Annotated in this window: 11 protein-coding genes; 3 read left to right on the top strand and 8 right to left on the bottom strand. The window is 44.2% G+C overall.

Annotated elements, in window-relative coordinates; genetic code table 11:
- Positions 1 to 40: 40 nt before the first annotated feature.
- On the bottom strand, positions 41 to 715 hold the full coding sequence (locus IM473_RS02940; protein ID WP_287657195.1) for a TIGR04283 family arsenosugar biosynthesis glycosyltransferase: 675 nt from the start codon (positions 713 to 715) through the stop codon (positions 41 to 43).
- A complete protein-coding gene (locus IM473_RS02935; RefSeq protein ID WP_287657193.1) occupies positions 702 to 905 on the bottom strand; it encodes a hypothetical protein in 204 nt (67 codons plus the stop codon). The genes IM473_RS02940 and IM473_RS02935 overlap by 14 nt, the downstream gene beginning before the upstream one ends.
- 41 nt (positions 906 to 946) lie before the next feature.
- Between IM473_RS02935 and IM473_RS02930 the strand changes: the two genes are divergently transcribed.
- Entirely contained in the window at positions 947 to 1363 is a 417-nt protein-coding gene (locus IM473_RS02930) for a CoA-binding protein (protein WP_125731644.1), read from the top strand.
- 47 nt (positions 1364 to 1410) lie between these two features.
- Here the strand turns inward: IM473_RS02930 and IM473_RS02925 are convergent, their stop codons facing one another.
- Positions 1411 to 3270, bottom strand: a complete 1860-nt coding sequence (locus IM473_RS02925) for an iron uptake porin (RefSeq protein WP_287657191.1) — start codon at positions 3268 to 3270, stop codon at positions 1411 to 1413.
- 389 nt (positions 3271 to 3659) lie between these two features.
- Here IM473_RS02925 and IM473_RS02920 point away from each other — a divergent pair, with 389 nt between their 5' ends.
- Positions 3660 to 4046, top strand: a complete 387-nt coding sequence (locus tag IM473_RS02920) for a hypothetical protein (protein ID WP_353737455.1) — start codon at positions 3660 to 3662, stop codon at positions 4044 to 4046.
- A gap of 322 nt (positions 4047 to 4368) precedes the next feature.
- Here the strand turns inward: IM473_RS02920 and IM473_RS02915 are convergent, their stop codons facing one another.
- Positions 4369 to 5745 (bottom strand): cobyrinic acid a,c-diamide synthase CobB, encoded by a 1377-nt coding sequence (locus IM473_RS02915; protein ID WP_287657188.1) that lies wholly within the window; start codon positions 5743 to 5745, stop codon positions 4369 to 4371.
- Positions 5746 to 6381: 636 nt separating this feature from the next.
- Between IM473_RS02915 and pckA the strand changes: the two genes are divergently transcribed.
- Positions 6382 to 8061, top strand: coding sequence for a phosphoenolpyruvate carboxykinase (ATP) (gene pckA, locus IM473_RS02910; RefSeq protein ID WP_287657186.1), 1680 nt, complete (start codon positions 6382 to 6384; stop codon positions 8059 to 8061).
- 102 nt (positions 8062 to 8163) lie between these two features.
- Here pckA and IM473_RS02905 read toward each other — a convergent pair whose 3' ends face one another.
- The 4 genes from IM473_RS02905 to urtC all read right to left on the bottom strand — a co-directional run bounded on the left by IM473_RS02905 (position 8164) and on the right by urtC (position 12260).
- On the bottom strand, positions 8164 to 9381 hold the full coding sequence (locus IM473_RS02905; protein ID WP_287657185.1) for a BaiN/RdsA family NAD(P)/FAD-dependent oxidoreductase: 1218 nt from the start codon (positions 9379 to 9381) through the stop codon (positions 8164 to 8166).
- A gap of 126 nt (positions 9382 to 9507) precedes the next feature.
- Complete coding sequence (gene urtE, locus IM473_RS02900; protein WP_287657182.1) at positions 9508 to 10206, bottom strand: urea ABC transporter ATP-binding subunit UrtE; 699 nt, start codon at positions 10204 to 10206, stop codon at positions 9508 to 9510.
- A gap of 38 nt (positions 10207 to 10244) precedes the next feature.
- Entirely contained in the window at positions 10245 to 10991 is a 747-nt protein-coding gene (urtD, locus tag IM473_RS02895) for an urea ABC transporter ATP-binding protein UrtD (RefSeq protein ID WP_287657179.1), read from the bottom strand.
- 114 nt (positions 10992 to 11105) lie between these two features.
- Complete coding sequence (gene urtC, locus IM473_RS02890; RefSeq protein ID WP_287657177.1) at positions 11106 to 12260, bottom strand: urea ABC transporter permease subunit UrtC; 1155 nt, start codon at positions 12258 to 12260, stop codon at positions 11106 to 11108.
- Positions 12261 to 12262: the final 2 nt, after the last annotated feature.

Raw genomic sequence — 12262 nt, 5'->3', positions numbered from 1 at the left:
ACAATGACCTAAAATACTTTTTAAGCCAGCCTTTATTTTATTACCATAAACGATAAAAACTTTTCAACAAGTGGGGCGGAATTTTTAGATAATAACCAATAATTACTAATTGATTAACTAAGGTGGTTTTGGCAACTCCTAATTTTTGCCAACGTCTTGCTGAGGTAATCACCGGAGCAGCAACTATGGCTATTTTACCCCTTTTTTTCAATCTTTGTATTAATTCAAAATCTTCCATAATTGGCAACTCAGGAAAACCGCCCAAATCGGCAAAGATTGAGGCTTTTAAAAATATTCCTTGATCTCCGTAGGGAAGAGAAAGCCAGCGAGAACGCCAATTAACTAATTTTTCTACTAAACGCAGGGTTTTTTCCTCTCCATCAATTTTTAATTTAAAAGCCCCCGCTACTATCCCAGATTGGGATAAAGTATTGATAATTTGTTTTTGAAATTCATGGGGAAGTAAAGTATCTCCGTGCAGAAATAACAAAATATCTCCTTTGGCTATTTTGGCTCCTAAATTCATCTGAAATGCACGACCTTTACTGGGGGAAATAATTACTTTCGCCCCCAATTGTTCGGCTATTTCTCTAGTTTTATCGGTACTTCCCCCATCGACAACAATAATTTCTACTCCCGCTCCTATCTGTTTTAATGTTGCGGCAATTCTTAACTCCTCGTTCAGGGTCGGAATGATAATACTAAGATAATTCATCAGGTTTTGTGGTAACTAAAGTCAGAGGATTTAGGGGCGACCATCGGGTAAATTTTCCTACAGATACCGAGGGATTGATTTCGATTTGTAATAACTGTTTTTCCTGTAGAAAAGTTAAACATTGCTGCCAGTTCTTGAGAGTGGCTAAAGCTGGAGTCAAAAGTCGATACCAAATTAGGTTAAACTTCATCTTTATGGGAAACGAAACTCGGTTCTAAGATAGGTGGGACAATGCCGAATATTAAAGGGGACGATGGTGCGCTCAAAACCATCTTCAGCAATAGTAAAATTATCGCAGTGGTCGGGCATTCCGAGAAATCGAGCCGCGCCAGCTATCAGGTGGCCAAATTCCTGCAAGCGGTGGGTTATCGAGTCTATCCGGTCAATCCTATGGTCAAGCAAATTGACGGTCAAAGCTGCTATCCTTCTCTAGAGGCTATCCCCGAACCTGTGGATATTGTTAACGTTTTTCGTCATCCTGATTATTTACCTGAAATTGTCGAGTCAGCTATTGCTATTCGGGCTGCTACCCTTTGGACACAATTGAGAATTTATCACCCAGTTGCCGAAAAAAAAGCGATCGAGGCGGGTTTAAATGTGATTATGGATGCTTGTATCCAGATAGAATATCAGCGTCTATTTGCCTAAAACAAAACCCCACCATGGGTGGGGTTTCGGGTTTAATTTAGGAAATCCTAGAAGGTAAAGGTTCCGCGGAGAGTGCCAATCCACTCGTTACCAGTGCCTTTGAACTGTTCAGGTGCAGAAATCCAGATGACACCGGGGGTGATAGAAATATTGTCGGTGACTTGGTACTTGTAGAACAATTCAACGTGGTAGGGAACGATGTTAGATACTTTTAGACCCATTTCCCGGAAGCTTAAGTGACCGATGTAGGGCTGCGCACCAGCAAACAGACCTAAGATATTTCCTTCTTTACCCAAGTCGGGGAAGGCAATACCAGCACCGTAGGTCCACACTTCCGCATCACCGAGACCGAGTAAACGCACGGTGGAGTAGGAACCGAAGGCACTCAAGCTGGCGAAACCAATATCCACTGCACCGGTTAAACCGTAGCTGTTGGATACTTTGGCTCCGAAGTTGAAGAAACCGACTTCATCCTGTAGGGTGACGCTATCAGGATCGTTGCCGTTGACGTTGAGCAGGGTATTTAACTGAGTTTGGGAAAGGTTAGCGGCGGAAGTCCCCGTTACACCGAAGGAACCACCGTTACCGAAGATGGCGGTATCGGCACCTTGGTAAGCGTTAACGTAGGTGAAGCCAACGTTGAGGAAGTTAAAGAGGTTAGCGTTAATCTGTGCTAAAGCGGCGTAATCTCCGTTAAAGAGACCATTACCCGGGTTAGGATTGGCCGCAGAACTAGAGCCACCACCACCGGCTAAGTAACCTAAAGATAGGGAGGTCGGACCGACAATGCTTTGGAGGAAGCCTAACTGTAGGCTAACACCGGCCCCAGAACCACCACCGATACGGTAGATGGGGTTTTCGGAAGCGAAGGTCGAAAGCGCACCATTACCACCGTCGAAGTCTTCAAAGAAGGGGTTAGTGGTGGGAACGAAGTCATTCCAAATACCGCCCCAAGCGGCGACGTAGGTGTTGAAGCGACCAAAATAACCTAAGTCAATCGGGGTATAGTAGGCCAACCAGTCGAGAACCACATTGCTACCGTTACCGGCCGCGGTCCAAGTTTGGAATAGGGAAGGGCTTTGCAGATTATCGAATCTGACGGAAGCGGGATCACCATTTTGTAGTGTGGTGGTCGATTTGTAATCAAATCCGAAGGGAGTGGCACTACCCGCCGCTAAACGAGTTTTCAGTACGTCCTGACCGGTGAAGCTCGTGTTTAACAGCAAACGAGCGCGGTATTGCATGGCGGCCTGGGAGGCGGGGCTACCAGCACCGACCGTATCGGTGACAGCGAAGATAACTTCCCCAGCTAATTTGGTGGTGGTGGAGAATTGGTTATTTTCGAGGAAAGACACCCGGCTTTCTAAGTTATCAACTCTAGCTCCCAACGCCGCTAATTCGGCCTGGAACTCATCCATCAAGCGCTTGAGGGCATCTAAGTCTTCCTTGAGGACGTTGACACCATCTTGAATTAAACGTTCCATCACGTTTAAGCAAGCGTTTAAACCAGCGGCAAACTCCCAACGGGTTAAAGCTCGGTCGCCGCGGAAGGTGCGATCGGGATAACCAACAATACAACCATAGCGCTCCACAAGGCTTCTTAGGGCTTCATAGGCCCAAGCGGTGGGGGAAACATCGCGCAGTTGGTTAACGCTGGTGACTTGATCGATGGTGTTGCCCTGTACGGGTGCAACTTGACCTTCGTTACCGTACTGTTCGAGCTGATTGAGTAATTCGCCAGTTCCTGCAGCGTTGTCCTGAACTTGAGCGATTTCTAGATTGTTAAATTCGGTAGAAACACTGGTAGATTTGGCGGGATCGAAGCTACTAGCATTGGCAGAAGCTACCAGAGTAGCTCCCAAAATCGCTGGGCTAACCAGCAATGATTTCCAGAACATTCTTAACATGATGGTTTTTTCCTCACACCTTATAGGTTGACTACACAGTTTGACGACGCATATAGCCTTTCTATTCTTTTGCCATTATACACAATTTAATTACTTAGGGAAAGATGCGATCTCATTTTTTTTCCCTTGACCAGTTAACAAAGTGGCCACCCTGTCGCTCCTGACGGCACTTAAACAAAAACTAAAGTAGGTTAGAATCCTTACGGAGAGAAAACTTAATCTCAAATAACAGGCTCATCTAGACGAGTCGGGCAAGGTTCTGTGATTTTGATAACGACGACTGGACTGGGTTGTTGTCAGGTTAATTGATGATTTCTATAGTAGTGCTCCTAATATGGAGTGATGTCTAATCAGCAAAACTTAACGCCGACAAAAACAGGGACAAGACCATGAAACAAAGAAAGATAGCCAATACACTGCGTAAAGCCTTGCTACAAGATGGCAAGATGGAACGCGCTCTCTATGAATACGAATTAGAAGAACACATAGACTACTGGTACGAAGGTCTCAAGTCCGACCGTGATCAGTTTGTCTTTGCCATCACAGAAAACTCCGGTCACGTGGCAATGGTATTGATTATGCCAGATAAAACTATCTACGTCAATGAGGAGGCGAGAGAGAAACTCTCTCAATTCTGGATAAAAGCTTATAAGAATAATATAAACCGATTAATTCCCATGATGGCGGAGAATTTGGCCAATGATATTATCTCGGTCAATGGCGTTAAAACGGTGTCCCCAAACCAGAAGCGGCGCTGGGTTAGTTTACGCCCGTAGAGTTAAAGTCAAGAAAGGCTCACTTAGGACAAAATTGGTATTACTTCTGGTTCTGGGGTTCCCAGATGACGGCAAACCCTCAAAAACTATCCGCCCTTACCAATTGCTCGGTAAGGGCGGTGTAGCGGGTCATCGGAATCGACACCAGACTGCCGGAAGGAACTCCAGCTAGTCTAAATCTTGTTTAGACGTGGGGATCTAGAGAACAGCCCCGGCGCACAGCCGGCTATTGTCGATTAAGAGACCCATGCTTTTACTACTTTCTACCATCGACATCACCTCCTGTATCCCTTAACGGATTAATTATTGAATTTATCTGCAACTAGCTTAACGCAGCTGTGCGGAAAAAATCAAGGCCGGCAGCTAAAAATTTTTTCGGCAGGCTGAGATTAGCCCCAAAATGTAGGTGGAGATAGGAAGCGTGCAGATTCTTACCTTGCCACCCTTCGGCATTGATGTCACTTTTGGGGAATGCTTGCAGTTGATAAATCGGTGCGTCGCTCACCCCGCTTAATTGGGAGCGATGGAATTCATGGCCGCGCACTGGTTGACCTGCTTTGAGCAGGATCGTCTCCTGTTTGGCGATGGCTTGCCGATAACCTAGGGTTAACTTCGGCGACATTATAGCAGATTGGGGGATTATTTGCAACATAGAATGATTTTTTTGCTCAAAATCAACTATTTTGTCACATAAATACATTAATCCCCCACATTCGGCGTAGGTAGGCATTCCAGAGGCGATCGCTTTTCTCACCTGAGTTAAGATAGGGGTGTTAGCGGCTAATTCTGGGGCAAAGATTTCGGGAAAACCGCCACCAAAGTACAATCCTTGTAGGTTTTCGGGCAAATTTGCCCCTTGCAAGGGACTCCAAAAGATTAATTCCGCGCCTAAATTGGCTAAAATATCGAGATTATCGGGATAATAAAAGTTAAAAGCCTTATCTCTGGCAATACCGATACGGATAGGGGGAAAAAGCTTATTTGATTCTGGGGGATTTTTCGGGTTCTCTTGGGGAGAAATAGTCAGTAAAGGCAAGAGAATGTCCCAATTAAAGCAGTTTTGGGCAATAGAAGCCAGTTGATCTTGCAGTTGCCTGATTTCTCCTAGTTCATCCCTGGGAACTAATCCTAGATGGCGATCGGGAATTGTCAGGGAATCTTGACGACGCAGAACCCCGACAATCGGCATATTGATTGATTCTAGGGCGGTTTGCAGTAATTGCTGGTGGCGATCGCTACCAACCCGATTGAGGATAACTCCGGCTAGATGGAGATTTTTGTCTAAAGATTGATAACCGCGGACAATAGCGGCGACAGAGGTAGATAAACGACTACAATCGATAACTAACAGCAGAGGAAGCCCTAAAATACGGGCAATATGGGCGGTACTGGCATAATCGGGAAATTGAGTCTCGCTTAATTGAATACCATCAAATAGCCCCATTACCCCTTCGATCAGAGCATAATCGACATTTTGACAATGTTGGGCAAAACAGGTTTTTACATAGTCTTCAGAAGTTAAAACCGGATCGAGATTGCGACAGGGGCGACCGGTAAAATGAGTATGGAACATGGGATCGATATAATCGGGCCCGACTTTAAAAGATTGCACTCGATCGCCACGACTGATTAAATAGGCCAAGATTGCCAGAGTAATCGTAGTTTTACCGACTCCGCTTCTTTCTCCTGCGATGATCATTATTAGTTGTTTTTTTCGAGATCGAGCTAGACTTAATTAACCTGTTACACAATCAATTCTAAGGCTTGCCAACGGCTAATAGGGTCAATTTTGGCCGCTAACTGGTTCCTGTGTCAATCGACTTTTTTTATTAGCGGTGAAATCAATTTGACCACGTTTATGATCTTTGGCATCATCTCTAGACGACCAGCTATTGTTCCGGCGTTCCGACGTTGCCCAAAACCAGAGACTTCCTACCCCACCATTAAGATAACTGCTAGATTAGCGGACCAATTTTGTTTAGCTGTTAACTTTTGTAAAAAAAACATCGTCCGTATCCTATTGTACAGATAGACTAAAAATATCTAGAAAAAGCAGTTAGATCGGCAAGAGGGAAAAGGTAAAAACCCTGACTGGGAGATGACGGGTAAATACGCAAATAAGCCTGAATTACCGCTCTAAAATTGGCTTTACCGACAGCAAAAGACCAGATTAATCAGGCAAATATCGTCAAATAAACTAATCAATATAGCTCCTTAGGTGTCTGGGAGTGAAAAGGACAGAGAACGGAGTTTTTCTAGTTTCTATAACTGCACTAATCAGAGACCTGGAACTTAGCTCTAAACCGACAACTAAATTATCAGGAGAATTGGGGTTATGCCGACTCTACACACGCTGACCAATGATAGTATCTCTTGTTCCTTGTCCGATCGCATGGAGAATGTCAATTTCCACTGCGAATTAGAAAATCAAATTCATCCCACCTACGGCCTCGAAAACCTAGGCATGAAAAATCTCGGTCGCGTTTATCGCAATCTTTCCGTACCGCAATTAGTCGAACAGGCGATCGAACATCATGAGGGCGTTTTAGCCGATAATGGGGCTTTAGTGGTGGAAACGGGTAAATATACCGGTCGTTCCCCCAAAGATAAATTCATTGTCAAAGAAACCACCAGCGAAAAGGAAATCGACTGGAATCAGCATAACGCCCCGATTAGCGAGGAAAAATTCCAGCAGTTATACCGAAAAGTCCTCGCCTATGTACAGGGAAAAGACCTATATATCTTCGATGGTTACGTCGGGTCCGATCCTAATTGTCGCTTTGGCGTGCGCGTTGTCACCGAAATCGCCTACCATAACCTCTTTGCCCATCAGTTATTCCTCCGGCCCAGTGCGATCGAACTAGCTGCCCATGAAACTGATTTTACCGTGATTGCCCTGCCGGGGTTACAGGGAGATCCCGAGGATGACGACCTGAACAGCGAAGCCTTTATCGTCCTCAACCTGGCCAAAAAAATCGTTCTCATCGGTGGCACTCGCTACGCTGGCGAAATCAAAAAATCCGTCTTCTCGATGATGAACTACCTGATGACCAAACAAGGGGTTTTACCGATGCACGGTGCCGCTAACATGGATAAACACGGTCATACGGCCCTCTTTTTCGGTCTTTCCGGTACGGGTAAAACCACCCTTTCCGCCGATCCTAAACGCAGCCTCATCGGTGATGATGAACACGGTTGGTCAGAAGATGGCATTTTTAACTTTGAAGGCGGTTGTTACGCTAAAACCATCCGTTTAAGTGCCGAATACGAACCCCAAATCTGGGCGGCGATTCAATTTGGCACTATTCTCGAAAACGTGATCCTTTCCCCCGATAATCGCCTTCCCGACTACGATGATGGACGTTTGACCGAAAACACCCGCGCCGCCTATCCCCTGCGTTATATTCCTAATTGTGCCGTATCTGGCATGGGAACCCACCCGAAAACTATTATCTTCTTAACTGCCGATGCTTTTGGGGTACTGCCGCCAATCGCCAAATTAACCACAAACCAGGCGATGTATCATTTCCTCTCCGGTTATACTAGCAAATTAGCGGGAACGGAACGGGGAATCAGCGCCCCACAGGTGACTTTTTCCAGTTGTTTCGGTCAATGTTTCTTCCCTCTCTCACCCCTTGTCTATGCCCAAATGTTAGGGGAACGTTTAGAACAACATCCCGAAACCTCCGTTTATCTGATTAATACTGGTTGGTCTGGCGGTCCCTACGGAGTTGGCGATCGCATTTCGATCAAACACACCCGCGCTATGGTTTCCGCCGCTTTAAATGGCGATTTAGAGGAAGTAGTTTTCCATCCTCATCCCATCTTTCAAGTTCTCGTCCCCGAAATTGTCCCGGGAGTTCCCAAAAAAATCCTCGACCCGCGACAAGCATGGCAAGATGGCGAATCCTACGACCTACAGGCGCGAGAATTGGCCCATCGTTTCGTGGAAAATTTCCGTCAATTTACCACTGCCTCCCAAGAAATAATTGCAGCCGGTCCAATTTGGGAATAACAGCATCAAGGAATCGGTTATCAACTATCAGTTAAAATGAGATTTTCTCGGAGTTTGATTGCCGTCGGGTGTATTGGGGCAGCCTAATACACCGGCATACTGCTATCTATTGCCCATAGCTTGTCCGGCGAGATAACCAGTGGTCCAAGCGCTTTGAAAATTAAATCCCCCCGTGACTCCATCGATATCTAGTACCTCCCCGGCAAAATATAACCCCGGACAGATTTTACTTTCCATAGTTTTAAAATCCACTTCCTGAAGATTCACTCCCCCAGAGGTGACAAATTCCTCCTTAAACACCCCTTTTCCTTTGATTTGATATTCCCCTTGCTGTAATTCAGTCATTAATCGATTGAGAGTATTTTTAGATAATTCTGCCCAGGGAGTTTCCGAGTTAACAGTCAAGTAACTTAATAAACTCTGCCAAAGACGCTTAGGTAACTGCTCAAAGGGACAATAATTAAAAAGTTTTCTTTTGGGATATTCACTTTTAGTTTGTAAGATAATTTCTCGCAATTTTTCAGGATGATAATCCCCCAACCAATTAATGATTAAAGGCATTCGGTAATGTTGCTCGTGAAGTACCCGCGCCCCCCAAGCAGAAAGTTTTAAAATAGCCGGTCCACTGACTCCCCAATGGGTAATTAACAAGGGTCCGATTTGTTCTAATTTGCTTCCCCCAAGACGAACTCGCACTTTATCCACAGTAACCCCTAACAAATCTTGCAGACGAGGATCGGCAATTTGAAAGGTAAATAAAGAAGGGACAGGAGAGACTAGAGAATGACCTAAATCTTGAGCGGTGCGATAACCAAAAGGACTACTTCCCGTAGCAATTAAAAGCTTATCTGCCCTAATTTGCTCCTCTCTTTTTAATTCAATCAAAAAACTTTCTTGCTGTTTTTTTACCGATTTAACTGGGGAATTTAGCCTTAAATTAACCCCAGCAAAAGTCGCACTTTCCCGCAGACAATTAACAATAGTTTCAGAATTATCGGTGCTGGGAAACATTCGTCCATCCGCTTCTGTTTTGAGTTTTACCCCCCGCAATTCAAACCATTTAATAGTATCTTGGGGTTGAAACCGACTAAAAGCTCCCCGTAGTGCTTTGCCACCGCGAGGATAATAATTAACCAATTGGGAAACATCAAAACAATGATGGGTGACATTACAGCGTCCCCCTCCCGAAATCCGCACTTTCGCCAGAGGTTCTTTTGCCGCTTCTAGGATAGTAACGCCGGCTTTTGGGTTAGATTCTGCCGCTTTAATTGCGCCAAAAAATCCCGCTGCCCCGCCACCAATTACGACTATTTGAGTCATATAAGTAAGTGGTTATAATTAAATTGAAGATAGATTTTTTCTTTGATCCCCCCTTAATCCCCCCTTGATAAGGGGGGTGTCTGATAATTTTTAACACCTACCTACTTATCAAGGAAAAAGTTAAGTTTAAACCGACAAAAATCGCTGAATGACTTCTTGACTTAATCCGCTTGTGAAACCGGAAGCAACAATTCCCCCTTTCTGCATGGCGTAATATCGATCAGCTTGGCGGACAAAATGCAGGTGTTGTTCTACTAATAAAACGGCAATTCCTTTGCTGGCAACAATACGCCGCACCGCCGCTTCAATTTCGAGAATAATTGACGGTTGAATTCCTTCCGTGGGTTCATCTAAAATTAATAATTTTGGTTCCCCCACTAAGGCGCGAGCGATGGCTAATTGCTGTTGTTGTCCACCGCTTAAATCTCCTCCCATCCGCGATAACATGGTTTTTAAAACGGGAAATAAATCGAAGATTTCTTCGGGAATTGTGGCATTTTTTCTTTTTGTGGGTAAAGCTTCCAAACCGAGAATTAAATTCTCTTTTACCGTTAAACGGGGAATAATATCCCTACCCTGCGGCACATAACCCAGTCCTAATCTGGCTCTTTGATCTGAGGTTTTATTAATCAGGTTTTGTTGCTCATAATTAATTGTTCCCGCTCGCGGTTTTAAGATACCCATCAAGGTTTTTAATAGGGTAGTTTTACCCACGCCATTACGTCCGATTAAACAGACCATTTCTCCCGCATTAATGTTAAGATCAACATCTCTTAAAATATGACTTTCTCCGTAGTAAACATTGAGATCAGATATGTGTAACATTGTCAACCCTTTTTAACTAATTTTAATCATTTTACTCTTTATTCTTCCGAGGAACCTAGATAAACTTCAATAACTTTCGGATCATTTTGAATTTGCTCCATATTCCCCTCACAGAGAACAGTTCCTTGGTGTAAAACCGTGACTTTGCGGGCAATTTGACGGACAAATTCCATATCGTGTTCAATGACAATAATCGAATGACTTTCCGCTAGATTTAATAACAAATTACCCACGTTTTCCGTTTCCTCATCGGTTAATCCTGCTACGGGTTCATCTACTAGCAGTAAATCTGGTGACTGAGCCACTAATTGGCCAATTTCTAAGCGTTGTTTTTCCCCGTGGGAGAGTAAAGAAGCGGGTAAATCAGCTTTAGCAGTTAACCCGATTATTTCCAATAAACCAATAACTTGTCGGCTATCTTCTAGAGGAGGACGACCGAAAAGAGTTGAGAAAACATTTTTATTGCGATTACTAACTAAATCGAGATTTTCTCGGACAGTTAGATTTAAATATACCCTAGGAGTTTGAAATTTGCGACCAATACCTAAACGAGCGATCGCATATTCGGGAATTTTGCGGAGATCTCGACCTTTAAATAATACCCGTCCGATGGTGGGTTGCACTTTCCCCGTAATCACATCTAAAAAAGTGGTTTTTCCCGCACCATTGGGACCGATAATCACTCGCAATTCTCCCGTATCCATACTGAAATTAAGATTATTGAGAGCTTTAAAACCCCCAAAACTAACGGTAAGATTCTCGATTTCTAAGATTTTTCCAGTCATAATTTCTAAGAGGGAGTTGGGAAGTATTTTCAGTGAACAGTGAACAGTAAACAGTAATCAGTGAACTGAAAACTCACATCTGAAAACTGACTCCTGAATACTAATAGAATAAAATCACTCATGCTCTAATTCTTCTCTTTCCAGTTGCACTTCCGGAGCTTCCTCAATACTAGGATAGGTGATTAAAGTTTTGCGGAAACCAAAATGAGTCAGCAAACGTTTAATTCCACCGAGAAGACCATCGGGAAGCACTGTCACCACAATTAGGAATAGGGCCCCTTGGAAAAATACCCAGACTTCCGGAAATTGTTCGCTTAAAAAAGTTTGGGCTAGGCGTACTAATAAAGTACCGATAACTGCCCCCACAAGGGTAGCACGTCCCCCCACAGCCACCCAAATCACCATTTCAATGGAAAAAGCCACATCCATAGAGTTAGGGGTGATAATTCCCGTTTGCACGGTATAAAGAGCGCCGGCAACACCAGCAATCGCCCCAGAAATGGCAAAAACTAACACCTTAAACCAAGTAGGATCATAACCGGAAAAACGGACACGCACTTCGTCATCGCGAATGGCGACTAACAAGCGCCCAAATCTGCCGGTAGTTAACCAACGACAGAGCAGATAAATAGCCAGTAAACAGACAATTGTGAGTAAATAAAAGGCCACTTGAACGGCATCGGAGCCTACCAGCAACCCGAAAATTGTTTGGGTATCGGTTTTTAAGCCATTAGTGCCGTTAATTAACTTTTGTTGGCCGTTAAAAAAGTTAAAAAATACCAGTAAAGCCGCTTGGGTCAAAATCGAGAAATAAACCCCTTTAATGCGGTTGCGGAAGATTAAATAACCTAATAATCCCGCCACGATCGCTGGTACGATAATTAGGGCTAGAATTGTCAAAGGTAGGGAATAAAAAGGTTGCCAAATAAAAGGTAATTCTGTCACCCCGTAGAGAGTAAAAAATTCGGGCATTTGTCCGGGGGGTAACTGAAGATTTAGGTACATGGCCAAAGCGTAACCACCGAGGGCAAAAAAGATGCCATGACCAAGACTTAATAAACCAGTATAACCCCAGATTAAATCTATCCCCAAAGCGACAATAGCCAGGGAAAGAAATCGCCCCAATAAACGCAAACGGAAAGCCGACAAAGCTAAGGGCAGTAACACCGCAAAGATGACCACTAAACCAACAATAACAGCGATTTCCGTGATTAACTTTTTCTTTTCCCGTTGTCGGGATTCGTTTCTAGTGATGGTTTCGGTAATCATAA

Source organism: Microcystis sp. M015S2 (assembly GCF_020245945.1).
In the GTDB taxonomy this organism is placed as follows: Bacteria; Cyanobacteriota; Cyanobacteriia; order Cyanobacteriales; family Microcystaceae; genus Microcystis.
The sequence above is the reverse complement of the archived record's forward strand: the minus strand, read 5'-3'. Positions and strand labels throughout refer to the sequence as shown.